The organism is Corallococcus macrosporus, from assembly GCF_017302985.1.
In the GTDB taxonomy this organism is placed as follows: Bacteria; Myxococcota; Myxococcia; order Myxococcales; family Myxococcaceae; genus Corallococcus; species Corallococcus macrosporus_A.
The window spans coordinates 1-24,836 of the sequence record NZ_JAFIMU010000011.1; the positions used below are offsets into that span (position 1 = coordinate 1).

The following is a 24,836-nucleotide window of genomic DNA, read 5'->3' on the forward strand; positions in this document are numbered from 1 at the left end:
CGGTGAGCCCAGGGCGTCCCGTCCCCAGCGGCCTCGCCGTGGCGCTGTTCGCCGGGGCGCTCGTGCCCGCCGCGCTCGCGGTGGCGAGCCCCGCCTTCGGGTGGCTGGCGCTCGCGGTGGACGTGGCCGTGCTGCTCCTGTGCGCGGTGGACTTCGTGCGCGCGCCCCGCGCCCGCGACGTGGAGGCCCACCGCGAGGTGGAGCCCATCCTCTCCTCCGGCGTGGACAACACCGTGCGCTGGGAGCTGCGTTCGCGCACGGACCGGCCCGTGCGCGGGGAACTGCGCGACGAGCCGCCCCTGGACGTGGAGAGCCACGGCCACCGGCAGCCCTTCACGCTGGAGGCTTCGAACGCGTCCACGCGGCTGACGTACCGGGTGCGGCCTCCGGCTCGCGGCGACGCGCGCTTCGGCGACGTGAACCTGCGCCTGATGGGGCCCCTGGGGCTTTGCTCGCGGCAGGTGAAGCTGCCCGCGGCCCGCGACGTGAAGGTGTACCCGGACCTGAGCGCCCTGTCGCGCGAGGCGCTGACGCTGGCGCGCGCGTCAGAGGCCGTGTCCGCGCGCACGCTGATCCGCAAGTCGGTGGAAGGCCGCGAGTTCGAATCGCTGCGCGAGTACCGCCCCGGCGACGACTACCGCCACATCGACTGGAAGTCCTCCGCGCGCCATGGCCGTACGCTGGTGCGCACGTGGCAGCCGGAGCGCAACCAGCCGGTGCTGCTCCTCCTGGACTGCGGCCGCCACATGGCGGGCCGGGTGCAGGGCCGCAGGAAGCTGGACCACGCGGTGGACGCGGCGCTGCGGCTGGCGCGCGTGAGCCTGGACGCGGGGGACGTGGTGGGCGTGCTCGCCTTCGCCAGCGACGTGCGCGCCTTTCTGCCCCCGCGAAAAGGGGCGGAGCACCTGCGCCTCATCACCGAGTCCCTCTACCGCGCGGAGGCCGGCCTGGAAGAGAGCGACTACGGCCGCGCGTTCGACTTCGCGTTCGCCCGCCAGACGCGCCGCGCGCTGGTGGTCCTGTTCACCGACCTGGTGGACCCGGACGCGTCCGCCGCGCTCCTCACGCGGACGCTGGCCCTGCGCCCCCGGCACCTGCCTGTCGTCGCGTCGCTGCTGGACGAGGACCTGGAGGCCGCCGCCACCGACGTGCCCGGCGACGCCCCTTCCGCGTACGCACGGCAGGCCGCCTCCCGCATGGAGGCCGAGTACCGCCGCACCGCCACCACGCTGCGCGACGCGGGGGCGCTGGTGGTGCGCGCACCGGCGCGCGGCTTCGGCGCCGCTGCACTCAACGTGTACCTGGACGTGAAGGCGCGCGGACGGCTCTGAGGAGTCCTGTCGCATTCGTCAAGCCCTTTGAGACATCCCCGCGCGTGCGCACGCGTGTGGCGTTTCGCCGAACGCCACGCTTGCCAATCGCGCGGAGGCCGAGTTTTCGGCCTCGGGGAGGACCCCCTTTACAGATGCGGATCGCTGCCCAGAATGGCGCGCCTCAACTGTTCGCGCGCACGCGCGCACGCTCCAAACCGGACGGGAGGCGGGACTTGGCGGAGGTCGCGAGGGGTTTGAAGCTGGAAGTGGAAGCGGACGCCGCGGCCATCGCGGCCCGTGCCGCGGAGGAGCTGGTGGAGGCGGGGCTGACGCCCTTCCACGAGCGGCTCCTGGCCGAGGAGCTTCTGGCGCGCAGCGGTGACACGCAGCAGCGGCTGGCCGGCGCGCTGGCCGAAGCGAAGGTGGACCTCAACCCCCACCAGGTCGAAGCGGCGATGTTCGCGCTGGACGCGCTGTCGCGCGGCGGCTGCATGCTCGCGGACGAGGTGGGCCTGGGGAAGACCATCGAGGCGGGCCTCGTCGTCGCCCAGCTCATGGCGGAGGGCAAGAACCGCATCCTCATCCTGGCCCCGGCGGTGCTGCGCGCACAGTGGGCCGCGGAGCTGCGCGAGAAGTTCGATCTGGACAGCGTCCTCGTCGACGGCCGCGACGTGAAGAAGCACAACAACTGCTTCGACCAGCCCTTCCCCGTCATCTGCTCGCACCCGTTCGCCGCGAACCGCTCCGCGCTGGTGGCGGAGATCCCGTGGGACCTGGTCATCATCGACGAGGCCCACCGCCTGCGGAACGCGCACCGCCCCAACAACAAGACGGGCCAGGCGCTGCGCGCGTCACTTGCCGGGCGCCCCAAGCTGCTGCTCACCGCCACCCCGCTCCAGAACGACCTGATGGAGCTGTTCGGCCTGATGTCGCTCCTGGACGAGCAGATCCTGGGCCCCGAGCACGCCTTCCGCAGCCGCTACCGCGCCGACGAGGGCGGCGGCATGACGGAGGCCGCCGCGTGCGAGCTCAAGGAGCGGCTGGCCCCGGTGGTCCAGCGCACGCTGCGCCGCCAGGTGCGCGAGTACGTCCGCTACACCAACCGCCGCAGCATCGTGGAGGACTTCCTCCCCTCCCCTGAAGAGCACGACCTCTACGAGAAGGTCAGCGAGTACCTGCAGCGCTCGGAGGCCGCGGCCATCGAGCCCGGCAAGAAGACGCTCCTGACGCTGTGCTACCGCAAGCTGCTGGCCTCCTCCACGTTCGCCATCGCGCCCACGCTGCGCCGGCTGTCGGAGAACCTGGAGAAGCGTCTGGCGGCCGCGCGGCTGGGACAGCAGGCCCTGGCGCTCTTCGAACCGGAAGAGGCCAAGCAGTTCGTGGAGGAAGGCGAGGAGTGGTCCGACGACCCCTCCAAGGCGCCGCAGGTCCGCACGCTGGAGCAGGAGGTCTGGGAGCTGCGCCAGTACGCGGACCTCGCGGATTCCATCCGCACCAACGCCAAGGGTGAGGCGCTCAAGCGCGCCCTGGACCGCACCTTCGCGGTGATGCGCACGCACTCCTGGCCGGAGAAGGCGCTCATCTTCACGGAGTCCAAGCGCACGCAGCAGTACCTCTTCAACCTGCTGTCGGAGCACGGCTACAAGGGCAAGATCTCCCTCCTGTCCGGCGACGTCGGCGGCACGCCCGAAGAGCGCAAGGCGCTGGTGGACGAGTTCCGCAACAAGACGCAGATCCTCATCTGCACGGAAGCGGGCGCGGAGGGGCTCAACCTCCAGTTCTGCAACCTGGTGGTGAACTACGACCTGCCGTGGAACCCGCAGCGCGTGGAGCAGCGCATCGGCCGGTGCCACCGCTACGGCCAGCAGCGCGACGTGCTGGTGCTCAACTTCCTCAACCGGCAGAACGCGGCGGACGCGCGCCTCTTCGAACTGCTGGAGAAGAAGCTCAACCTCTTCGACGGCGTGTTCGGCGCGTCCGACGAAATCCTGGGCGCGCTGGAGAGCGGCGTCGACTTCGAGCGGCGCGTGCTGGACATCTACCAGTCCTGCCGCGACCCGAAGGACATCAACGCCGCCTTCGACAAGCTGCGCGAGGAGCTGGAGGGCACCATCAGCCAGCGCATGACGTCCATGCGCTCGGTGGTGCTGGAGCGCTTCGACGGCGACGTGCGCCGCCGGCTGCGCGTGGCGGGAGACGCGGCCAAGGAGGTCGTGGCCAAGCGCCAGCAGGAGGCGAAGGCGCTCACCGCCTCCGTGCTGGGCAGCCGCACCTCCGGACGGCTCCAGGTGGCCAAGGCCGCCTACGCGGTGCGCGACCGCACCCAGGACACCGTCAGCTACCTGCAGTTGGACGCGGCGGGCCTTCCCTCACGGCTGGCGCGGCTGGCCGGCAGCGAGGGCTGGTGGTTCGTCTACAAGTTCGAGACCACCGGCCTGAAGCCGGAGGAGAAGCTGGTCCACCTGGTGCTGGTGAAGGACCGGGACGGCGGCTTCCGCGCCCTGCCGCTGACGGACGGTGTCCACTTCACGAAGCTCGACGCCAAGGAAGAGAAGCGGCGGCAGCCCGCGCCGGTGTCGGTCCAGCTCATGCAAGAGCAGTCGCTCATGACCGCCAAGGATGAGCTGATTCGGGCCGCGGAACGGCGCAACGCGTTGGAGCTGGACAAGGCCAAGGAGCGCGCGGACCGCTACGTCGAGGACTGCCTGATGGAGTCGCGCGAGGTGGTGGAGGCCGCCCGCCAGGCGTGGTTCGACGCGCGCAAGGACGTCTCCGGCATCGAGGACGTCGCGGAGCGCGCGAAGGCCCGGGCGCACGCGGACCGCCTGGAGCGCGACTACCGCCGCAAGCTGGCGTCGCTGCGCAACGAGGAGGAGAAGCGCTACGCCTCCAAGGACCGGCAGCTGGCGGAGCTGGCCAACAAGGGGCGCGTGACGGAGAAGCGCACCCTCATCGCCTCCGCGTACTTCTGGCTGTCCTGAGCCTCCGTTAGAGGGGCTTGAGCCGCACCCACGTCGCGCCCCAGCCTCCGTCCGACTCGGAGGCGGTCCGGAAGCTTTCGACTTCCGGCAGGCCCGGCAGCAGGGACTGCACGGTGCGCCGCAGCGCGCCCGTCCCCTTGCCGTGGATGATGCGCACGTCCAGCACGCCCTTCTGGCGGCAGGCCCAGAGGTACTCGGTGACGAGTTCCCTCACCTCGCGAGGCTGGAAGAGATGCAGGTCGAGGTTTCCATCGACCGGAATTTCTACCGCCTCCAGCTCATCGGGCGGGGGCTCGGGCCCCTCCGGCGGCAGGGGCGGGAGTGGCTTTCGGCGTGACACCGTAGCGGGCCTCCTCCTGGCGCTGCTTCTCCTCGGCCGCCAGACGCTGGCGCTCGCGCGCGAGCCGGAACTGTTCCTTGAGGCTGGTGATCTCCCCCTTGAGCGTGGAGATCTCCTCCTTCACCGCTGCGCGGGGGTGGGCATTCGCCTCGTCGACGTGGTTGCCCGCCCGCTTGCCTTCCGAGCCGGCACCACCGGCGGAGGTCATCTGCATCAGCAGGGCAGCCAGGGTCATCGCCATCATGGACTTTCACGTAAGCAAGCGGCGTGCTCGCGCGCAAGTCATGTTGCGTGAGCAGCGCTTCGCTGGCCGCCCTCCTCCTTGTGTGACACGACGCGTTCCGCGAGCCGGACGGCGGACAAAGGAGCGCTGCCTTCCGCCTTGTTGTTGATGGTCACGAAGACGGGTCGCTCGCGCCGCACGGCGGCCATGCACACGCGGGCCAGCACGTCGCGGGTGCCCACGTCCTCGTCCACCAGCCGGTTGAAGGGCGCGTAGCGGGCGTAGGCCTCCTCGTAGCCGAGGTTCGGCGGCAGCATCCAGCGCACCACCACCGCGCGGGCCTCGAAGGCGCGCGTGAGCTTCGCCTGCCGCGCGACGGGCGGCATGTGGGCCCACACCGCGAGCACCGGGCTCACGCCCGTGTCCGCGAGCGCCTGCGCGAAGGCTTCCGTGAGCAGTTCCTCGTTGCGGACCTCCACCGCGTACAGCGGGCCTTTGGGCAGCGCGGAGAAGAACGCGTGCAGCCGCTCCACGAAGCGGCCCGCGCCGCCCAGCGCCGCGGGGTCCTGCGGCGGGAACTGGAAGACGAGCGGGCCGGCCTTGTCGCCCAGCCCCTCCAGGAACGGCGCCACCACGTGGTCCACCGCGTAGGCCGCCTGGAGGAAGCGGTCGTTCACCTGCCCCCGGTGCGCGCCGTAGCGCTCGTGCACGGGGAAGCGCGCCAGCGTGCACGCCTCGTGGGCCTTCACGAGGAAGCGGAAGCCGTCCGGCACCTGCTGGGCGTACTCGGCGAAGGTGGTGGCGGGCACCGGCGCGTAGAACGTCCGGTCGATGCCCACCGTGCGCAGCACCGGGTGGTGCGCGTAGGCGGCCAGGCCCTCGCGCGCCAACTGGGTGGTGCTGGCCTCGTGGTCGTAGACGAGGCCGTTCCAGCCCGGGAAGGTCCACGACGACGTGCCCAGGTAGACGCCCCGGGGAAGCTGCTCGCCCAGCATGCGCAGGCTGTCGGACGGCTCCGCGGGCCCTACCGGCTGGGTCCGGCGCCGCGAGGACACGGGAGGCTCCTCCACCGCGCCGGTGAAGAGGTCGAACTGCGCGGGTCGTCGCGATGCGCTCATGCGTTCAGCTCCTCTCCCAGCGAGGAAGAAACCAGGGTGGGACCCAGGCAGTAATCCCGGAGCCTGGCCGATGCAGCAGGTTGCCTGGAATCGGGACGACGTTCCAGGTTTCTGGCACGCCCTCCAGGCGGACGGGCACGCACGACCTGTCTCCCTGCTGACGCGGCGGTCTGTGATTGCCGTGTGTCCAAATGCAAACGCAATCGGAGCGCGGTAAGATAGTCAAACCGAGGATTTCAGCATCAAATCTGTAAAGCTTGACCGTGGTTGCAACGGCTGGGGGGCATCATGGACTGGTCGTTGACGGCATCCCTGCTCGCCGAGCGGGACACGCGCCCCATCGTGGTGATGGACCGGCGCGGGCGCATCGAGCTGGCGAACGGCGCTTTCACGTCGCTCTTGTGCCGGCCCCGTGAGGAATTGCTGGGGCGGCGATGGACGGAGGTCTGCTCGCCGCGCGAGCACGGCCGCGAGGTGGGACGCGCGCTGCGCGCCATCTTCACCAGCGCCGAGACCCGGCTGGAGACGGAGGTGCTCACCCGCGACGGCGAGCGGCTGTCGGTGGAGCTGGACGTGGCCGCCGTGGGCCAGCCGCCGCTGCGGCTGGTGGCCATCATCACGCGAGCGTCGCCACGCCTCTCCGTCCCGGAGCGCGCCGCCAGCGTGGAGCCGGCCCACGCCTCTGGACCGCACCAGGACCTGAACTACGAAATCTCCACCGAGCTGGCGTCGTTCGGGACGCTCAAGGCGGTGTGGACCTCCGGGCACGCGCAGCAGGAGGAGATGGTGGGCCGGCCCTGCTTCGGCGCCTTCGCCCACCGGGACGCGCCCTGCCTGGACTGCCCGCTGACGGCGACGTCCCCCACGTCCTGGCCCCACACCATCGTGCGGCAGGCCCCCGCGCACGGCGACGGCTACGAGGTCGTCACCGCCACGCCCACCGGCGCCGGCACCGCGCGCGTCAGCGTGCACACCATCGGAGACGCCACGCTCAGCGGCCTCTTCGAGGCGAAGGTGCGGCGCATGGCGAGCGCGGCGCGGCTGTCGGAGCGGGAAGGCGATGTGTTGCGATATCTCGCGCTCGGCCGCTCGCCCGCGGACATCTCGACCGTGTTAGGGATTACCGAGCGCACCGTAAAATTCCATCAGGCGAACCTGCTCCGGAAGCTGGGAGCGGAGACGCGGTATGACCTGCTCCGCCTGTTCTTCTGACCAGGACCCCTTCCCTCCGGGACAGCTTTCTTAAAGCACGCATTGCGCCATGCTGGCGGTTCGACCCTGGAGTCCGGGGGTCGGGGGGGCCGTTGCCCATGGGCAGCGCCAGTCAAAGCCATACCATCAAAGACATACAGTCTGTCTGGACTTCCGTCCAAGGGCGACCTCTCCGTGGGTGAGACTCCGGGCTGGGACGACGTGATGCGGGAGTTCCTCCTCGAGTCCCGCGAGCATGTGCAGAGCATCGAGGCGACGGTGCTGGAGCTGGAGGCGCAGCCGGGCTCGCAGCCGCTGCTGGCGCAGCTGTTCCGCAGCCTGCACACCGTGAAGGGCACCTGCGGCTTCCTGGGCTTCACCCGCCTGGAAGCGCTGATGCACGCCGCCGAGGAGCTGCTCGGGCTGGCGCGCGACCGGCGCCTGGTGCTGGACCGCGAGCGCGTGTCCACGCTGCTGGCGCTGGCGGACGCGGCGCGCGCGGCGCTGGAGCACATCGAGGCCACCGGGCTGGAGCCCGCGGTGGACCACTCCGCGCTGCTCGCGCGCATGGCGGGCGCGGCGACCCCGAGCGCGCCGGTCGTGGTCTCCGAGCCCCTGACGCCTCCGGGCGCCCTGCCCTGGCGCGGCGCCGCCACCGGCGTGGACGCCAAGCTGCGCGTGGACGTGGCGCTGCTGGACCGGCTGATGAACCTGATGGGGGAGCTGGTGCTGGCGCGCAACCGCATCCTCCAGTGCGCCGCCTCGCCCACGCCGGGCGCGGACCTGATGACCGCGTCGCAGCGGCTGGACGTCATCACCACGCAGGTGCAGCAGGTGGTGATGAAGACGCGGCTCCAGCCGGTGGGCCAGGTGTGGAACCGCTTCCCCCGGCTGGTGCGCGAGCTGGCGCACGGGTGCGGCAAGCAGGTGCGGCTGCAGCTCCAGGGTGCGGACACGGAGCTGGACAAGACGCTGGTGGAGGCGCTGCATGATCCGCTCACCCACCTGCTGCGCAACGCCGTGGACCACGGCGTGGAGACGCCCGAGCAACGCCGCGAAGCGGGCAAGCCGCCCGTGGGGTGCGTGACGTTGAGCGCGTCGCACGAGGGCGGGCTCGTGCACCTGGGCATGTCCGACGACGGCGCGGGCATCGACGTGCAGCGCGTGCGGCAGGTCGCGGTGCAGCGGGGCCTGCTCACGGCCGACCAGGCGGCGCGGCTTCCGGACGCGGACGCGATGATGCTCATCTTCATGCCGGGCTTCAGCACCGCGGAGCGCGTCACGTCGCTGTCCGGCCGGGGTGTGGGCATGGACGTGGTGCGCACGCAGGTGGAGCGCATTGGCGGCACCGTGGAGGTGCACAGCCGGCCCGGTCAGGGCACGACGTTCACCCTGAAGATTCCCCTCACGCTGGCCATCATCCCGGCGCTGCTCGTGACGTGCCGGGGCGACCGCTACGCGCTGCCGCAGGCCTCCCTGCGGGAGGTGGTGTGGCTGGATCCGGCCCAGGCCCGCAGGGACATCACCCGCATCCAGGGCGCGTGCGTGCTCCGGCTGCGCGGAGAGCTGCTGCCGCTGGTGGTGCTGGCCTCCGAGCTGGGCGTGGGTCCCGCGACGCCGGACCTGGACGAGGGCGCCACCCTCGTCGTGTTGCAGGCCGGGGAGCGCACCTTCGGGCTGTGGGTGGACGCCATCCACGACACGGAGGAGATCGTCGTCAAGCCGCTGTGGAAGCACCTGAAGGGACTGGCCTGCTACGCGGGCGCGACGGTGCTGGGAGATGGGCGCGTGGCGCTCATCCTGGATGCCATGGGGCTGGGCCGCCGCGTGGGCACCGTCGCCGAGACGCCGGCCCAGGTCGTCGTCCCCGAGGTCGTCCCGGAGGCGCCTGCTCCCGAGGACGCGCGCGAGCGGGTGCTGCTGTGCCGCACCGGCGCGGAGGGCCGGGTGGCCATCCCGCTGTCCCGCGTGGCCCGGCTGGAAGAGCTGCCCGCGTCGGACGTGGAGCGGCTGAGCGGAGGCATGGAGATGGCGCGCTATCACGGCCAGTTGCTGCCGCTGGTGCGCGTGGCCTCCGTGCTGGAGGCGAGGCCCGGCGCGACGGAGCGGCTCACGCAGGGGCTCCAGGTCGCGTTCGGCGAGTCGCTGTCCGTCGTCGTCGCCACGCACGCGGACACGCGCGTGGGGCTGGTGGTGGACGCCATCCTCGACGTCGCGGAGGTGGAGGTTTCACTCCAGCGCGAGACGCGCCGCCCGGGCGTGCTGGGGTCCATGGTGGTGCAGAGCCGGGCCACCGAGTTCCTGGACGTGGAGGGCACCGTGCGCGCCGTGCACCCGGAGCTGCTGACAGGAGGTGCGCCGTGAGCGCGTCCCGACAGATGTGCTCGTTCCTGGTGGGCGACCACCTGTTCGGCCTGGACATCGAACGCGTGCAGGAAATCCTCATGCCGCCTCCGCTCACGCGCGTGCCCGGCGCGCCCCCGGAGGTCGCGGGGCTGCTCAACCTGCGCGGGCAGATCGTCCCCGCCATCGACCTGCGCCGCCGCCTGGACCTGCCCGACGGCAATGCCCCCTCGGACGCGCCCCACGTCGTCCTGCGCGGCGACGAGGGCGCGGTGAGCCTTCGCGTGGATGCCATTGGCGACATCCTCCCCTTCGAGCAGTCGGACCTGGCGCCCCTGCCGGACAACCTGCGCGGTTCACTGCGCTCGCTGCTCCTGGGCGTCCATGCGCTGCCGGACCGGCTGCTGCTCGTGTTGTCCGCGGACGCGGTGGTGAACGGGCTCGCGCCCGCGACCAGCGCCTCCGCCTCCCCTTCCTTCCCCGTGCTTCCCCAGGAGTCCCGCTGATGGCCCGCTCGACCGCGCCCAACTTGAAAACCACCCTCTTCCAGCGCCTGGGCGGCAAGGCCCCGCTGACGGCCGCCGTGCAGAAGCTCTACGCGCGGGTGATGACGGACGCGCTGCTCAAGCCCTTCTTCCGCCGCGCGGACCTGGTGCAGCTCCAGCGCCAGATGGTCGCGTTCCTCACCCAGCACCTGGGCGGCCCGGCCGTCTATCGCGGCCCGTCGATGGGCGAGGTGCACGCGCGGATGGAGCTGCGTCCGCACCACTTCGAGCGCGTCGCCGAACACCTGGCCACCGTGCTGGATGAGCTGGACGTGCCGGGCCCCGTCGCCCGCGAGCTGCTGTCGGCCGTGGGGACGCCGAGCGAGGCGAAGATCCGCCGGCCCGCCGCGAAGCGCACTCCGGCGCGTGCCCCTCGCACCGAGGGACGCCGGGTCGCCGCGGTGTCCGCGCCCGCGGCCCGTTCCTCCCGCCGCCGCGCGGCCACGCCGCTCTCGGGCGCCTTCAATGAAACGCTGCTCAACGCGGCGCGGGTCAACCTGTTCGTCCTGGACGCGGACCTGGGCGTCGTCTTCATCAACGCGGCCGCCACGGAGGCCATCGAGCGCATCAGCGACGGCGCGGGGGACGCGGCGGGCAACGACTTCCTCGGCCACTTCGAGCACCTGCTGCGGCTGGAGGAGGACCGGCTGAGCACGCCCTCGGGGCTGCCGTACGAGACGACCTTCGCGGTGGGCCCCACGCTGCTCAAGGCCCACGTCGACGGCATCGAGGGCCGTGGCGGAGCGCTCAGCGGCTACGTGGTGACGTGGACGGACATCACGGATCAGCAGCGCGTGGACACGGAGATGGCGCGCCTGCGGGCCATGCTGGAGAACGCGCCCACCTGCGTGATGGCGGCCGACAAGGACCTGAAGATCGTCTACCTGAACCCCGCCTCGCGCCGGCTGCTCCAGCGGGTGGAGAAGCACCTGCCCGTCAGCGCGGACCGGGTGCTGGGGGCCACCATCGACATCTTCCACCGCGACTCGGCGTACCAGCGGAAGATCCTGGCCAACGACAAGAACCTGCCGGTGCGCGCGAACATCCCCATCGGGCCGGAGGTCGCGGACCTGCTGGTGACGGCGGTGTACGACGGCCAGGGCCGATACCTGGGCCCCATGGTGACGTGGGAGCTCATCACGGAGAAGCTCGCCGTGCAGAAGCGCGAGCAGGACCTGGACAGCACGCTGCGCGGCATCTTCCAGGAGGTGACGCAGCACTCGCAGACGCTCGCGGCATCGTCGCAGGAGCTGTCCAGCGTCAGCCAGCAGATGGTGAGCAACGCGCAGGAGACCGCGGCGCAGGCCACCCAGGTCTCCGCCGGCGCAGAGCAGGTCAGCCGCAACGTGCAGAGCGTCGCGTCCGGCATGGAGGAGGTCAACGCGAACATCCGAGAGGTGGCGCGCAACGCCAGCGCCGCGGCCAAGGTCGCGGCGTCCGCCGTCAAGCTGGCGGATACGACCTCCGGCCTCGTCGGCAAGCTGGGCACCAGCAGCCAGGACATCGGCAAGGTCATCAAGGTCATCACCTCCATCGCGCAGCAGACGAACCTGCTCGCGCTCAACGCGACCATCGAGGCGGCGCGCGCGGGCGAGGCGGGCCGGGGCTTCGCGGTGGTGGCCAACGAGGTGAAGGAACTGGCGCGCGAGACGGCCCGCGCCACGGAGGACATCGGTCAGCGGATCGGCAGCATCCAGGGCGACACCGAGGAGGTCGTCAACGCCATCCTGGAGATCGGCGCCACCATCAGCCGCATCAACGAACTGCAGACGTCCATCGCCTCGTCGGTCGAAGAGCAGACGGCGACCGCGGGCGAGATCCTGCGCAACGTGGGCGAGGCAGCCAAGGGCAGCCAGCAAATCTCCGAGAACATGGCCGCCGTGGCGGAGGCCGCGCGCAGCACCACCGAGGGCGCGGGCAGCACGCAGCGCTCCGCGGTGGAGCTGGCGCACATGGCGCAGTCGCTGCAACGGCTGGTCGTGCAGTTGGACACCACGGACAAGCAGACGCGGGCGAAGTAGCGCGGGGAGCCACGGCACGTGCGAACCGGATTGAAGCGGTGGTGGGAGCTGGGTCAGGTGGCCCGCGTCTCCACGCGTCTGCGGCGGGTCTCCCGTCCCCAGGACGCGGAGCGCGTGCGGCGCGAGCTGACCCAGCGGCTCCTGGGCCTTCGAGGGCTGCCACAGAAGGTGGGCCAGGTGCTCACGCTCGCGGAGCTGGGCGCGGAGACGCCGGGGTTCGGCTCGCTCGCGGAGGCGCCCTCCCCGCTCGCGCCGGAGGATGCGCTGGCGGAGGTGTCCCGCCGCCTGGGCCGCCCGTGGCAGGAGGTGTTCACGTCGCTGGACGGCGCGGGCATCGCCGCGTCGCTGGGCCAGGTGCACCGGGGCGTGCTGCGCGACGGACGCACCGTGGCGGTGAAGCTGCGGCACCCGGGCATCGCGGAGGCCGTGCGGGATGACCTGCGCGCGCTGGGATGGCTGGCCGCGCCGCTGGGAGGCTGGCGCGGGAAGCTGGACATGTCCGCCTACCGCCACGAGCTGGCCCGGATGATCCAGGGTGAGCTGGACTACCACCACGAGGCCCAGGCCCTGCGCAACGCGGGCGCGCGCATGGCGGACGTGCCGGGCGTCGTCGTGCCCGTGCCCGTGGACGAACTCACCCGTGAAGACCTGCTGGTGATGAGCTGGGTGGAAGGTGAATCCCTCGCGGAGGGATGGCGCTGGAGCGAAGCGGACCGCCGGGCGCTGTCCACCACGCTGGTCCGGCTGTTCCTCCATGGCTGCTTCACGTGGGGCGCGCTCCACGCGGATCCGCACCCGGGCAACTACCGCGTGTCCCGGGGACCCGATGGCAAGCCCGTGCTGGGGGTGCTCGACTTCGGCTGCGTGAAGCCGCTGGCGCCGGAGCTGGCCGCGGGGCTGGGGCGGTTGATCTCCCTCCTCCGGTGCCCCGACACCACGCCGCGTCCGGAGCAACTGGTCTCCGCGTGGGTGATGATGGGCTTCACGCCGGAGCTGCTGGAGCCCATGGCGGAGGCGCTGCCCGCCGTCAGCCGCGTGCTGCTGGAGCCCTTCCTCCTCGACGGACCCTTCCGCGCGAAGAACTGGCGGCTGGGGGCGCGGCTCACCGAAGCGCTGGGACCGCACCGCTGGAACTTCCGCGCGGCCGGGCCCGCGTCGCTCCTGTTCGTCCTGCGCGCGTTCCACGGGCTGGTGCGCCACCTCGACGTCCTGGATGCGCCCATTGCATGGGGGCCGCTGCTGGAGGAGGCCCGCGCCCCGTCGCTCCCGCCTCCGCCGTCGCCGCCCGAGGCGCGGGTGGAGGGCACCGCGCTCTACCTGAAGGTCCGCGTGACCGAAGGGGAGCACACGCGCGTCGCGCTGACCTTCCGCGCGGACGTGACGGCGCACCTGGAGGACCTGTTGCCGGAGGACCTGCCACGGAAGCTCTCGGCGCGGGGGCTGGATCCGGTCGCCATCGGCGCGGAGGCGGTCGCGGCGGGACTGCGGCCGTCGGAGCTGTTCCACCTGGACGAGGGCGACCGCCACGTCCGGGTCTGGCTCGAGTGAAAGACAGACAAGGACGTGACGCATGGTCACCATCGGCATGAACTACGAGGTGCGTGAGGGCAAGGCGGAAGCCTTCGAGCGGAAGTTCGCGCTCGTCCTGGAGGCGATGCGGACGCTGCCGGCGCACGCGCACACGGAGCTGTTCAAGAGCGTGGGGGCGCCGGGGCGCTACCTCATCGTCTCCGAGTGGCACAGCCGCGAGGGCTTCGACGCCTTCATCGCGTCCGAGGCCTTCCACCGCGTGACGGACTGGGGCGCGAGCGCCATCCTCGCGAGCCGCCCGCGCCACGAGGTGTATGGCGATGCGGCCTCCAGCGTCCCCTCCGGCCGCTGCCCGGTCGCGCACGCGGTCCGGTGACACGGGTGCGAATGAACGCCATCCGGGTCCTGGTCGTCGACGACGCGGCCGTGGTGCGGCGACAGGTGTCGCAGCTCCTGGGCTCGGCGCCCGGCCTGGAGGTCGTCGCCACCGCGGCCAACGGCCGCATCGCCCTGGCGAAGGTGGAGCAGTTCCAGCCGGACGTGGTGCTGCTGGACCTGGAGATGCCGGAGCTGGACGGGCTGGAGACGCTGAAGCTCTTGCGCCAGCGCGCCCCGGAGCTGCCCGTGGTGATGTTCAGCGCGCTCACCGAACGCGCCGGCATGCTGACCCTGGAGGCGCTCGCGCTGGGGGCACGTGACTACGTGACGAAGCCCACGTCCGCGGGCGGGATGAACGTCACCGTGGAGTCCGTGCGCGACGAATTGGTGCGCAAGCTCAGGGCGTTCGACGTGCGTCCCCCGTCCCCCACGATGGCGCCGTTCCCGGCGACGCGCGCACTTCAGCCCCGGCCTCGGGTGCCCGCGCGGGTGGAGGCCATCGTCATCGGCGCGTCCACCGGAGGCCCGGGCGCGCTGGTGCGCGTGGTGTCCGCGCTGCCAGCGGACCTGCCGGTGCCGGTGCTCATCGTGCAGCACATGCCTCCCCTCTTCACGCGGCTGCTCGCGGAGCGGTTGCAGGGCGTGAGCCCGCTCTCCGTTCGAGAGGCCGTGACGGGTGCGTCCGTGCAGCCTGGCGCGGTGTGGGTCGCCCCGGGGGACTTCCACCTCGCCGTGTATCGCGACGCGGGGGGCGTGCGGCTGCTCACGCACCAGGGGCCCACGGAGAACGCGTGCCGTCCGGCGGTGGACCTGCTCTTCCGCTCGGCGGCGGAGGTTTACGGCGCGGGCGTGCTGGCGGTGGTGCTCACCGGCATGGGCCAGGACGGGCTGCGCGGCTGCCGCAAGGTGAGCGAAGCGGGCGGTCAAGTGGTGGTGCAGGACCAGGCCAGCTGTGTCATCGGCAGCATGCCGGGCGCGGTGGAGCAGGCGGGGCTCGCGGATGCGGTGGTGCCCCTGGACGCCCTGGCCCTGGAGCTGGTGCGGCGCGTGGATCCGCGCGGACGGAGGACCTGATCATGTCCCTGCTTCCCGACGACTTCGCGTATCTGCGCAAGCGCGTGCTGCGCCGCTCCGGGCTCGTGCTGGAGCCCGACACGCACGCGCTGGTGGAGACGCGGCTCACGCCGCTCATGCGCGAGGAGCATCTGCCGGACATCTCCGCCCTGGTCGCGCGGCTTCGCTCACAGCCGGAGAGCAGCCCGCTCCACCAGCGGCTGGCGGAGGCGCTGGCCAACCACGAGACGGCCTTCTTCCGCGACGCGCCGGTGTTCGACGCCCTGCGCACCACGGTCCTGCCCGCCCTGCTGGCGAAGCGCTCCCGCACGCGGACGCTGCGCATCTGGTGCGCGGCGTGCGCCTACGGCCAGGAGCCCTACAGCGTGGCGATGACGCTGGCGGAGGCCGGGCTGCTCATCACCGGCTGGACGGTGCGCATCCTCGCCACGGACTTCTCCACCCGCGCGCTCATGCGCGCCAGCGAGGCCCGCTACGACGCGCAGGAGATCCACCGGGGCCTGTCACCCAAGCTGCGCCAGCGCTACTTCCATCAGGACCGCGACAAATGGCGGCTGAACGAACAGGTGCGCAGGCCGGTGGAGTTCCGGCCGCTCAACCTGATGGACGACTTCCCACCGGAAGCGCCCGTGGACCTCGTCTTCCTTCGCAACGTGATGATCTACTGGGACGCGACCACCCGGCACGCGGTGCTCGCGCGCGTGCGGCGGATGATCCACGCGGAGGGCTACCTGGTGCTGGGCGCCGCGGAGGCCTCTCCCCTGGGCGAGGACGGCTTCACGCGGCACCTGATTGGACAGACCAGTTGGTACCGCCCCACGCCCGCGTCGCAGACCAGCGCGGGCGCCCCCATGCGGGATGCGCCGCGCCCTCCCCGCTCCGGCGCTACACCTTGAGGCGGATGGCGCCGGGCAGCAGCGTCATGGTGCAGGGCAGCCGGCCCGGCGTCTCGCCGTCCACGTCCAGGAACACGTCGCCGTCCTCCGACTCCGCGTGGATCGTGCGGCAGCGCAGCCGCCGCGTGCCCTTCCAGGTGACGTGGTCGCCGTTGTAGACGCCCTTCGACTTGAGGACGAAGTCGGACAGGCCGTAGTTGGACCAGATGGTGACGTCGAACAGGCCGTCGTGCGTCACCGCGTCGGGCGCGACGAACATGCCGCTGCCGAAGTAGCGCCCGTTGGCCACGGCCACCGCGGTGACGCTCACCGTCTCCGGCGTGCCGCCATCCACCGTGAGGCGCACCTGCCGCTCCTGGTACTTCAGGAGGCCCTTCACGGTGCCCCACATGAAGCTCAGGTTGCCGCCCAGCGCCTTGCTGCCCTGGTTCACCTCGCGGGCCACCACCGCACTCACGCCAAACGAGGCGATGTTGGCGAAGAAGCGCGTGGCCGGGTTGCCGTCGTTGCCGATGAACTCCAGCCGTCCCACGTCGAACGGCTCCGTCTTCTCCGTGCGCAGCCGCTCCAGCGCGGACGTCAGCTCCAGGTCCCACCCGAAGGTGCGGCGGAAGTCTCCGCCGGTGCCGCGGGGCAGCAGGCCCAACGCCGCCTGCGGGTTGATGACCTTCCCGTCGCGGAAGAAGCCGTTGGTGACCTCGTTGAGGGTGCCGTCACCGCCCACCGCGACGATGCACTCATAGCCGTCGTCGATGGCCTGCCGCGCCAGACGCGCCGCATCCATGCCGCCGCTGGTGAAGCCGTGCCCGAACTCGCCGAGCACCTTGCCCACCTGCGCGGAGATCTCCACCCATCGCTTCCCCGTCTGCCCGTTGGCGCTGCGCGGGTTGACCACGAGGAACGTCTTCATTCAGTGCCTTCTCCCTGCTGCCAGAACGGCCTGTTTACGCAATTGTGCGCCCAGGCTCCACTCTGTGACCCGCAGGAGGACCCCGCCGGCCGGGGTGTTTGTCACCCAGACCGCTCCGTGCTGGGCTTCCCGCCCCCCCTCTTCCGCCCCGGACCCCGAGTGAAAGTCCCCACCGCCACCGAGCAGCTCGCGCCCCACCGGGAGGCCACGCGCGCCCTGGACTGGGCGCTGCCCGCGCTCCGGGCGGACCTGGCCGCGGCGGCGCGGCAGCCCTTCCGGGAGACGGGGACCCAGGAGGACTTCCTCCTGCGCCATGACGCACCGGCCCATGAAACGCAGGGGGCCGCGCGGACGGAGCGCTTCAAGCAGGCCCTGGCCCGGGTGCGGCGACTCGCGGACGCGGGCGAGCCGCTGACCTTCGCCCGGATGCTGGAGGTCCAGTCGGAGCTGCTGGGCGGGCCCACGGGCTTTCGCGACGGCGACGCCTTCGCGTGGGGTGGCGCGCACCGCTACGCGCTCGAGCCCGGGCTGGAGGCGGCCTTCCGCGAGAAGGTGGAGGCGGACGCTCGCGAGGACCGCCATCCGGTGGCGCATGCCACGCGGTTGTACCTGGACCTGTGTTTCTTCCATCCCTTCCCGGACGGCAACGCGCGCGCGGCGCGGCTGTGGCTGGAATACATGCTGCGCCGGGGCCGGCTGCCCACACCGCCGCTGGCGCCCGTGGTGCTGTGGCCCAAGCGTCCGGGAGACGCGGTGAACTACACGCGGCTGGCAAGGCTGCTGGCCCGGACCATCGCGGGGCCGGACGCCCCGTGCCGCAATGAGGTGCCTGAATGAGCAGTGATACTTCGGCGTTCACGTGGCGGCGCATCCGCGACAGCCTGGATGTCTATTCGCCGGAGCAACTGGCCTCCCGGCTTCGGGAGGCGTTGGCTCCGCTGCGGGTCGGCAGCATCCATCCGAGCCGGCTCAAGCAGGCGCAGAACGCCGTCCAGGATCTGCTCAAGAACGAGCTGGGGCCCTGGTACACCATGAGCGGCCTGCCCCTGGGCAATGAAGTCCTGGGGGGCTATTGCTGGTGCCACTCGTTCTTCAACCAGAACCCGCCGCATCGCACGACGGATGTGAATGAGAACATTCAGCTCATGCTGACGTCGCTGGAGCGGATCCGTTCGTTTCTGTACGCGCTGGACGGCGTGTATCAGACCGCGCGCCGTCAGATCGAGGCAGCGGGCGACGACAAGGCCCTCCGGGCGAAGGCGCTCGAGGAAGGGCTGGTGCGGAGCGTGGACCTGACGGCGGAGACGACGTCCTGCGAGGAGACCTGGTACTCGGTCGCGCAGGACGCCATGTCGTGGTGCATCGAGGCGATGGGGCTGCCCGTATCGGACGCCACGGAGGAGCTGCTGGACACCGCCTTCGTCTTCGAGTCCTGGATCGCGCCCCCTCCGGAAGTCCTCCGGGCCGCGGCGGCGCGGGTGGCGGAGATAGCGGTATGACCCGGTCGGCCCTGGGCCACTGGTTGCTCATCCGCGACAGCCTGGAGGGGTATGCGCCGGAGAAGCTCATCCGCCTGCTGCGCGAATACCTGGCGCCGCGCGTGCCTCCGGGGACGCGCAAGCTCACGGACGAGCAGCACGACACGATGGCCAAACACGTCCAGCGGCTCCTCGGCCAGAACCTGGGCCCCTGGTACACGGAGACGGGCCTGTACCTGGGCAATGAGAGCTTCGGCGGCTACTGCTGGTGCCATCGCTTCTTCAGACAGAAGCCCACGCCGAACATGGACGTGGAATACAACATCCAGCTCATGATCGACGCGCTGGAGCGGTCACGCGAATGGCTGTTCAAGCTGGACGCCCACTTCCAGGCATTGAAGCGCGACCTGCCCTCCGCCCCCGAGGACACGGACATCCGGTTGCTGGCGCTGGCGGACGGCATCGTCACCACGATGAACCTCACCATCGAAGCCATGGGCGGCGAGGAGGCCTGGTACACCTTCGCGGATGAGGCGCTGTCGTGGATGTTCGACGCCCTCGGCCTGCGCCCGGGCTATCAGGCCGGCAAGCTGATGCGAAAGCTGTTCGCCTTCGAGTCCTGGCACACGCCGGGCGAGTGGGAGCTGCGCGACTCCGCGGAGAAGGTGGCGGCGGCCGTCGTGGAGGACGAGGGCCGCCGGCACACGCACTGAATCACGCGCCCGTCCCTTCAGTGGATGGGCTTCCCGGGCTTCAGCCGGGCCTGCCCGCCCGAGCCTCCCTTCACCTCGATGCGCTTGCCCTGCGGCTGGGGCTGCGGAAGCTTCAGGGAGACCTCCAGCACGCCGTTCTCGAAGTTCGCCTGGACCGTCTCCGTGTCGATGCCTTCTGGCAGCGGGATGGCCCGGTGGAACGAACCGGTGCTGCGCTCCAGGCTCCAGACCCCTTCGGTCTCCGACTCCTCCTCCTTCTCGAAGCTGCGCTCGCCCTCAATCACAAGCATGTCGCTCAGCAGCTCGACGTGGATGTCCTCCTGCTTCATTCCCGGTAGGTCTGCCTTCACGATGAGATTGCCGTTGCGCTCCAGCACGTCCACCTGCGGTGACCAGAGGCCCTCGTCCAGCACGCTGCTCCGGCCGATGAGGCCCCTGCCCCCGAAGTCGGTGAAGAGCTGATCCATGTCCTCCATCATCCGGCGCAGCAGTCCAAACGGGCTCAGGGGAATGGCCTCCCGCCCGGTGATGGGGGCGTAGGACTCGCGGCGGGTGATGCCCGTACCCTTCCTGGGCTCCTGGGCCTGCGAGCCGCCGCCCTGCACGTCGTCGGCCTGGGTGTTCTTCACGGCGGGCGAGGAAGAGGGCCCCCCCTTCGCCCCCGGATTCGGGTTGTTCGTTGCCATGACATCCTCCCCCGGTGGAGTCCGGCTGGCGCCCGGCCGCCGGCTCGCACCGGTGACTCAAGCGGGGATGGAAGTATCCCCCATCCAAATTAGCCGTGCGTGCGGGACCATCAAGGGCGCGGGGTTCGAGCCCCGCTGTCTGTCATTGGCGGCAGCCTCGCTACGCGAGCAGCGTGGCGTCCATCACGGTGAGGGCCACCCCGCCCACGCGGGCCCGCTCGATGTGGCCCGGCCGCCCGGTGACCTGGATGTCGATGCGGCCCGGCTTGCCCAGCGTGTCGCCCTGCTCGACGCGGCTGGCCACCGTGCCGCCCTGCTCGGGCAGCCGGAGGCTCCCATGCTCGGCCAGGTACGCCGCCAGCGGCCCCGCGGCGGAGCCCGTCACGGGGTCCTCCAGGATGCCGAACCCCGGGACGAAGTAGCGCGCCTGGGCCGCGCTCCCCTCCTCCTTCGCTTCGCGGGTGAAGAGGTAGACGCCGCGCAAGCCGTGCGGCATCAGCAGCGCGTTCATCGCCGCGCCTCGCGGCGTCAGCGCCTCCAGGTCCGCGAGCCGCCGCAGCGGCACCACCAGCCGGTGGCCCTGGCGGATCACCGGCAGCGTCGGGTCCACCTGCGCGGCCGTCCCGCCAAGCGTGGCCATCAGCGCCTCCATGGCCACGGGGTTGGGCTCAGCGGGGGGCTGAGGCGTGGTGATCCACACGCGCGTCCCTTGCCCGCCCCGGGGCTCCAGCTCGATGCCGAAGGTGCCACCGGGGCACTCCAGCGTGTACGTCCCCGGGCACTTCAGCAGCCCCTTCTCCGCGAGCAGGTGGAAGGTGGCCACCGTGGCGTGGCCGCAGAAGGGAATCTCATCCACGGGCGTGAAGTAGCGCAGGCGCACCGTGGCGTCGCCGGGCCGGGACAGGACGAAGGCGGTCTCCGACGCGCTGACGGCCGCGGCGGTCCGCTGCATCGTCGGGACGTCCAGCGCCGTGGCGTCGAGCACCACGCCCGCGCGGTTTCCTGCACCGGCGGTGCGGGTGAAGGCATCGATGATGTGGACCTGCATGGGCGGACTCCGGCCAGGGGAAGGGGCTGGGAAACGGCGCAGGCATGCTCCGCTCCCCCGCTGGCGTCAAGCGCTGGACCGACGCACACGGACGCCGCACAACGGGGTTGAACAGGAGGGCGCGAGCAGGCACAGCGATGGCGCATGGGTCTCCTGAAGTCGTGTGGGTGGGTGGTGCTGGGGGTGCTGCTCCACGCGAGCAGCGCGGCGGCACAGATCGTCAACGTGCAGGCGCTCTTCGATGAGAAGGCGGAGCTGGGGCCGGCCGCGGCCATCGAGCTGGGCGGCGACTGGCGCACGGGCAGCACGGAGCTGTTCTCCATCCGGGGCTCGCTGGTAGGGCAGCTGCGCTCCGAGCGGGACGTCTGGCTGGGCGTCATCCGGGGCGAGTACTCGTTCGCCAGCGGTGAGCGCATCGTCAGCCAGGTGCTGGAGCACGTGCGCTACCGGCGCAGGTTCAACGATCGGGTGTCGGGCGAGGTCTTCGCGCAGCACGAGTACAACGAGTTCCGCCGGCTCCAGTTCCGGGCGCTGCTGGGCGCGGGTCCCCGCTTCGTGCTGCTCAACACGGAGGCCACGGGGCTCACCTTCGGCGTGGCGCTGATGGTGGAGCACGAGCGGCTGCGCAAGGACGGCGAGGTGGACGCGGGAGACCGCTACACGGATCCCCGCGTGTCCAGCTACCTGCTGGCCCGGGTGAAGCTGATGGAGAACATCAACCTGGTGGAGACGGTCTACTTCCAGCCGCGCGTCACCCGCCCCTCCGACCTGCGCGTGCTCAACGAGACGCTGTTCGCGGTGACGCCCAATCCCCGGGTCACGGTGGGCATCGGCTTCAACCTCACCTACGACAGCGCGCCGCCCGCGACGGTGCCGCCGCTGGACACGCAGCTGCGCACCACCGTGGGCGTGAAGTTCTAGGGGTAGACTCCGGACATGGCATCCCATCCCGTTCCCGCACCCGTCGCCCTCCTTGGAGGCGGCAAGCTCGCCGAAGCCATCATCCAGGGGCTGCTGCGCTCCGGCCACGCGCGTCCGTCCGACCTCCGCGTCACAGTCCGCCGCTCCGAGCGCGGCGAGGAGCTGCGTTCCCGGTACGGCGTGAACGTCCTCACGGACAACGCGCAGGCGGTGCGCGGCGCGGCGGTGGTCCTGCTGGTGGTCCGGCAGGCGCAGATGCGCGAGCTGATGGCGCTCATCTCCCCGGCCCTGGAGCCGGGTCAGACCGTGGTGTCGCTTTCCGCGGACGTGCGGCTCGCGCAGCTGGAAGCCGCGCTGCCCTCCAGCGTCTCCGTGCTCCGCGCCATGCCCCACACGCCCGTGCGAGTGGGCGCGGGAGTGACGCCCCTGACGCCCGGGACGCGGGTGACGGAGACCGCGCGGCGGGCCGCGGAGTCGCTCTTCGCGGCAACAGGCCGGCCGCTTTGGGTGTCCGAGGAAGCGCTCACGGTGTGCACCGGCGTCTCTGGTACGGGCCCCGCGTATGTCTTCCGGTTCGTGGAGGCGCTGGCCCAGGCCGCGATGGCGCACGGGATGGACGCGGCGGAGGCGGCGGAGCTCGCTCGAGGAACGCTCATCGGCGCGGCGAAGCTGCTGGCCGAACCCGACGCCAGCACCCCGCGCCTCATCGCGGAGGTGGCGACGCCGGGAGGCATCACCGAGGCGGGACTGAAGACGCTGGAAGCCCAGGGCCTCGCCCGCGTCGTGGGTGAAGCGGTGTCCGTCGCCATCCAACGCACGAGGGAGCGCGCGGACGCCTCCGCCGCGGCCTACGTCACGCCGAAGTGACGCTTGAGCCCCCGCTGGCCTCCAGACGTGACGATGAGGCCACGGGAGTCAGGCTGACGTTCCACCCACCCCAGCGAGAGCACCCGGGATGCGAGCGCCGCGCCCAGCGCCCCCGCGAGGTGGTCCCGCCGCTCGCTCCAGTCCAGGCAGCGGTGGGCGAAGTGGCGCCGCTGTTCACGCACGGGCGTCAGGTCGATGCCGAAGTCCTGGAACCAGGCCTCGCTGCTCGGGGTGAGCGCGAAGGCGCGGCGGCGGAGGGACAGGTGCCCGGCCCGAAGCAGCGCGTCGGTGATGCCCATGCCCAGCCTGCCCGCGAGGTGGTCGTAGCAGTAGCGCGCGGCCCGCAGGGGCTCCGGAGTCGCTGAAGCGCGAGGCCCCCGCACCGCCACGGTCATCAACGCTTCCACCATCCGCGCCACGGTGGGCGTGGCGAGGCGGAACACCTTGTTGCGGCCCTGCTTCGTGGAGCGCACCAGCCGGGCCTGCTCCAACCGCTGGAGGTGCGCGGTCGCCGTCGCGGGGCTGACGCCCGTGCCAAACGCGAGCTCCTTGGCCACGAGTGCCCTGCCCTCCATGAGCAGCTCCAGCATCCGGATCCGCGTGGCGTCCCCCACCGCTCCGGCCAGCGTCGTGAGGTCCGGCCCTGCATTCATCGTTCGGTCCATGGCGAACCATTTCCTAGCACACGGCCAGGGCGGTGGGAGGAGAGTGCCCGGGAAGCGAGGACCGATGAAACCGCCCACCGACCCGTATCAGGCCGTCACCCACCCCGACCCCTACCCGTACTACGCGGAGCTTCGCGCCCGAGGCGGCCTGCACCGCATCCCCGGCTTCGGCCCGTGGATCGCGGCGGACGCGGCCACCGTCCGCGCCGTGCTCACGAGCGAGCACTGCCGGGTCCGGCCGAAGGCAGAGCCGGTGCCCTCGCATCTGGAGGGCACCTCCGCCGGAGCACTCTTCGGGCGACTGGTGCGGATGAACGACGGAGGTCCCTACCCTGCCGTGAAGCAGACGCTGTCACGCGCGTTGCCGGAGGCGCTGCGGGAGGTGGAGGCGGAGAGCCGCCAGTGGGCGAGGCGGTTGTTCACGGAGCCGTCCCTGTCGCGGCTTCCAGACGCGGCCCTTCAGCTTCCCGTGTTCGTGCTGGCGTCGCTGCTGGGCTTCCCGGAGGACACACTGGAGGCGAGCGTGCAGGACGTGGAGGCCTATGTCCGCTCGGTCGTTGATCCCACGGTGAGTGGCGAGGGCGCGGCGAGGCTGACCGAGCGCGTGGCAGCCTGTTTCCACGCCACGCCAAGGACCGCGTTCACGACCCTGCTCATGTCGGGCCTGGGCGCGGAGGACCTGCGCGTTCCGAACGCCGTGGGCCTGCTCACCCAGGCGTATGAAGCGACGGCCGGGCTCCTGGGGGCGACGCTGCGGGCCATTGCTCGCGAGCCCGCGCTGCGGGAACAGCTCTCCCGGGGCGAGTGCACGCTCGACGATGTGGTCCAGGAGGCGACGCGCCACGAGTCGCCGGTCCAGAACACGAGGCGCTTCACCCATGCGCCAGCGACCGTCGCGGGTCAGGAGCTGGAGGCCGGTGCGACGGTGGTCGTCGTGCTCGGCGCGGCGAATCGCGATCCGCGGGAGAATCCCCGGCCCGATGCCTTCCTGCCCCGGCGCGTGGGCCGCCAGACCTTCACCTTCGGCCTGGGCGCGCATGCCTGCCCGGGACCATTGCTGGCGACGGCGATGGCCACGGCGGCGGCGGAGCATGTGCTCGCGACCGGCGTGGACCTGACGCCGCTGTCGGGCCCCGTCACTTGGCGAGCTTCCACCAACACCCGCGTCCTGGGAGGACTGCGATGATTGCTGTCATTTTCGAGGTCTGGGAACACGAGGAGCATCGGCAGCGGTACCTGGACCTCGCGGCGGAGCTGCGCCCACTGCTGGCAGGCATTGATGGCTTCATCTCCATCGAGCGGTTCCAGAGCCTGAGCACACCCGGCAAGTTGCTGTCACTGTCCTACTGGCGCGACGAGGCCGCGGTGGCGGAATGGCGGCGGCTGGAAGCCCACCGTGAAGCCCAGCGCGAGGGCCGGGAAGGCGTGTTCAGCGACTACCGCCTGCGCGTGGCGCACGTCGTGAGGGATTACGGCCTGAAGGACCGGGCGGACGTGCCCGCCGACAGTCGCACCGTGCACGGCTGACGCGGCCGACGCACGGCGGCCGTCCCTCGCATGCGGGTCATGCCTCCCCCACCTTCTCCTGGGGGTGC

24 protein-coding genes are annotated in these 24,836 nt (G+C 71.3%); 17 read left to right on the top strand and 7 right to left on the bottom strand.

All coding sequences use genetic code 11. The features are described from left to right. Positions 1 to 2: 2 nt before the first annotated feature. Together JYK02_RS32890 and JYK02_RS32895 are read left to right on the top strand one after the other, a co-directional pair. Positions 3 to 1,331: a DUF58 domain-containing protein gene (locus tag JYK02_RS32890; RefSeq protein ID WP_207056868.1), complete on the top strand. Its 1,329-nt coding sequence runs from the start codon at positions 3 to 5 to the stop codon at positions 1,329 to 1,331. 242 nt (positions 1,332 to 1,573) lie between these two features. Next, complete coding sequence (locus tag JYK02_RS32895) at positions 1,574 to 4,294, top strand: SNF2-related protein (RefSeq protein ID WP_242589491.1); 2,721 nt, start codon at positions 1,574 to 1,576, stop codon at positions 4,292 to 4,294. 7 nt (positions 4,295 to 4,301) lie between these two features. Here the strand turns inward: JYK02_RS32895 and JYK02_RS32900 are convergent, their stop codons facing one another. From JYK02_RS32900 to JYK02_RS32910, 3 genes are read right to left on the bottom strand one after another with little or no spacing between them, the layout of a single operon-like run. Further along, complete coding sequence (locus JYK02_RS32900) at positions 4,302 to 4,634, bottom strand: Smr/MutS family protein (protein ID WP_207056870.1); 333 nt, start codon at positions 4,632 to 4,634, stop codon at positions 4,302 to 4,304. After that, a complete protein-coding gene (locus tag JYK02_RS32905) occupies positions 4,573 to 4,878 on the bottom strand; it encodes a hypothetical protein (protein WP_207056871.1) in 306 nt (101 codons plus the stop codon). Before JYK02_RS32905 ends, JYK02_RS32900 begins: the two co-directional genes overlap by 62 nt. Before the next feature lie 38 nt (positions 4,879 to 4,916). Further along, a complete protein-coding gene (locus tag JYK02_RS32910; protein ID WP_207056872.1) occupies positions 4,917 to 5,975 on the bottom strand; it encodes a DUF72 domain-containing protein in 1,059 nt (352 codons plus the stop codon). Positions 5,976 to 6,263: 288 nt separating this feature from the next. On the opposite strand from JYK02_RS32910, the gene JYK02_RS32915 reads away from it, so the two are divergent. From JYK02_RS32915 to JYK02_RS32950, 8 genes are all read left to right on the top strand, one after another. After that, positions 6,264 to 7,187: a LuxR family transcriptional regulator gene (locus JYK02_RS32915; RefSeq protein ID WP_207056873.1), complete on the top strand. Its 924-nt coding sequence runs from the start codon at positions 6,264 to 6,266 to the stop codon at positions 7,185 to 7,187. Between the two features lie 174 nt (positions 7,188 to 7,361). Beyond that, positions 7,362 to 9,530, top strand: coding sequence for a chemotaxis protein CheW (locus JYK02_RS40605; RefSeq protein WP_207056874.1), 2,169 nt, complete (start codon positions 7,362 to 7,364; stop codon positions 9,528 to 9,530). After that, positions 9,527 to 10,015: a chemotaxis protein CheW gene (locus JYK02_RS32925; protein ID WP_207056875.1), complete on the top strand. Its 489-nt coding sequence runs from the start codon at positions 9,527 to 9,529 to the stop codon at positions 10,013 to 10,015. Before JYK02_RS40605 ends, JYK02_RS32925 begins: the two co-directional genes overlap by 4 nt. Then, positions 10,015 to 12,075, top strand: coding sequence for a methyl-accepting chemotaxis protein (locus tag JYK02_RS32930; RefSeq protein ID WP_207056876.1), 2,061 nt, complete (start codon positions 10,015 to 10,017; stop codon positions 12,073 to 12,075). The genes JYK02_RS32925 and JYK02_RS32930 overlap by 1 nt, the downstream gene beginning before the upstream one ends. Positions 12,076 to 12,093: 18 nt before the next feature. Then, the gene (locus tag JYK02_RS32935; protein ID WP_207056877.1) at positions 12,094 to 13,623 is read left to right on the top strand and encodes an AarF/UbiB family protein; all 1,530 of its coding nucleotides are present in this window, start codon (positions 12,094 to 12,096) and stop codon (positions 13,621 to 13,623) included. A 22-nt stretch (positions 13,624 to 13,645) separates the two neighbouring features. Then, complete coding sequence (locus tag JYK02_RS32940; protein WP_207056878.1) at positions 13,646 to 13,981, top strand: antibiotic biosynthesis monooxygenase family protein; 336 nt, start codon at positions 13,646 to 13,648, stop codon at positions 13,979 to 13,981. Between the two features lie 11 nt (positions 13,982 to 13,992). After that, a complete protein-coding gene (cheB, locus tag JYK02_RS32945; RefSeq protein WP_207056879.1) occupies positions 13,993 to 15,057 on the top strand; it encodes a chemotaxis-specific protein-glutamate methyltransferase CheB in 1,065 nt (354 codons plus the stop codon). Positions 15,058 to 15,059: 2 nt separating this feature from the next. Next, a complete protein-coding gene (locus JYK02_RS32950; RefSeq protein ID WP_207056880.1) occupies positions 15,060 to 15,953 on the top strand; it encodes a CheR family methyltransferase in 894 nt (297 codons plus the stop codon). Here the strand turns inward: JYK02_RS32950 and JYK02_RS32955 are convergent. Further along, complete coding sequence (locus JYK02_RS32955) at positions 15,943 to 16,863, bottom strand: diacylglycerol/lipid kinase family protein (protein WP_207056881.1); 921 nt, start codon at positions 16,861 to 16,863, stop codon at positions 15,943 to 15,945. The genes JYK02_RS32950 and JYK02_RS32955 overlap by 11 nt on opposite strands. 159 nt (positions 16,864 to 17,022) lie before the next feature. Here JYK02_RS32955 and JYK02_RS40825 point away from each other — a divergent pair, with 159 nt between their 5' ends. From JYK02_RS40825 to JYK02_RS32970, 3 genes are read left to right on the top strand one after another with little or no spacing between them, the layout of a single operon-like run. Further along, on the top strand, positions 17,023 to 17,700 hold the full coding sequence (locus JYK02_RS40825) for a Fic family protein (protein ID WP_207056882.1): 678 nt from the start codon (positions 17,023 to 17,025) through the stop codon (positions 17,698 to 17,700). After that, positions 17,697 to 18,362: a hypothetical protein gene (locus tag JYK02_RS32965; RefSeq protein WP_207056883.1), complete on the top strand. Its 666-nt coding sequence runs from the start codon at positions 17,697 to 17,699 to the stop codon at positions 18,360 to 18,362. The genes JYK02_RS40825 and JYK02_RS32965 overlap by 4 nt, the downstream gene beginning before the upstream one ends. After that, positions 18,359 to 19,054, top strand: coding sequence for a hypothetical protein (locus tag JYK02_RS32970; RefSeq protein WP_207056884.1), 696 nt, complete (start codon positions 18,359 to 18,361; stop codon positions 19,052 to 19,054). The genes JYK02_RS32965 and JYK02_RS32970 overlap by 4 nt, the downstream gene beginning before the upstream one ends. Positions 19,055 to 19,071: 17 nt before the next feature. Here JYK02_RS32970 and JYK02_RS32975 read toward each other — a convergent pair whose 3' ends face one another. Beyond that, positions 19,072 to 19,740: an Hsp20/alpha crystallin family protein gene (locus tag JYK02_RS32975; RefSeq protein ID WP_207056885.1), complete on the bottom strand. Its 669-nt coding sequence runs from the start codon at positions 19,738 to 19,740 to the stop codon at positions 19,072 to 19,074. Between the two features lie 160 nt (positions 19,741 to 19,900). Further along, positions 19,901 to 20,788, bottom strand: coding sequence for a PhzF family phenazine biosynthesis protein (locus tag JYK02_RS32980; RefSeq protein ID WP_207056886.1), 888 nt, complete (start codon positions 20,786 to 20,788; stop codon positions 19,901 to 19,903). Between the two features lie 144 nt (positions 20,789 to 20,932). Here JYK02_RS32980 and JYK02_RS32985 point away from each other — a divergent pair, with 144 nt between their 5' ends. Beyond that, positions 20,933 to 21,709: a DUF481 domain-containing protein gene (locus JYK02_RS32985; protein ID WP_207056887.1), complete on the top strand. Its 777-nt coding sequence runs from the start codon at positions 20,933 to 20,935 to the stop codon at positions 21,707 to 21,709. Between the two features lie 15 nt (positions 21,710 to 21,724). After that, positions 21,725 to 22,576: a pyrroline-5-carboxylate reductase gene (gene proC / locus JYK02_RS32990; RefSeq protein WP_207056888.1), complete on the top strand. Its 852-nt coding sequence runs from the start codon at positions 21,725 to 21,727 to the stop codon at positions 22,574 to 22,576. Here the strand turns inward: proC and JYK02_RS32995 are convergent. Then, complete coding sequence (locus JYK02_RS32995; RefSeq protein ID WP_207056889.1) at positions 22,558 to 23,241, bottom strand: ArsR/SmtB family transcription factor; 684 nt, start codon at positions 23,239 to 23,241, stop codon at positions 22,558 to 22,560. The genes proC and JYK02_RS32995 overlap by 19 nt on opposite strands. 64 nt (positions 23,242 to 23,305) lie before the next feature. Between JYK02_RS32995 and JYK02_RS33000 the strand changes: the two genes are divergently transcribed. Beyond that, a complete protein-coding gene (locus JYK02_RS33000; RefSeq protein WP_207056890.1) occupies positions 23,306 to 24,427 on the top strand; it encodes a cytochrome P450 in 1,122 nt (373 codons plus the stop codon). Then, positions 24,424 to 24,768 (top strand): antibiotic biosynthesis monooxygenase family protein, encoded by a 345-nt coding sequence (locus tag JYK02_RS33005; RefSeq protein ID WP_207056891.1) that lies wholly within the window; start codon positions 24,424 to 24,426, stop codon positions 24,766 to 24,768. Before JYK02_RS33000 ends, JYK02_RS33005 begins: the two co-directional genes overlap by 4 nt. Positions 24,769 to 24,836 lie beyond the last annotated feature (68 nt).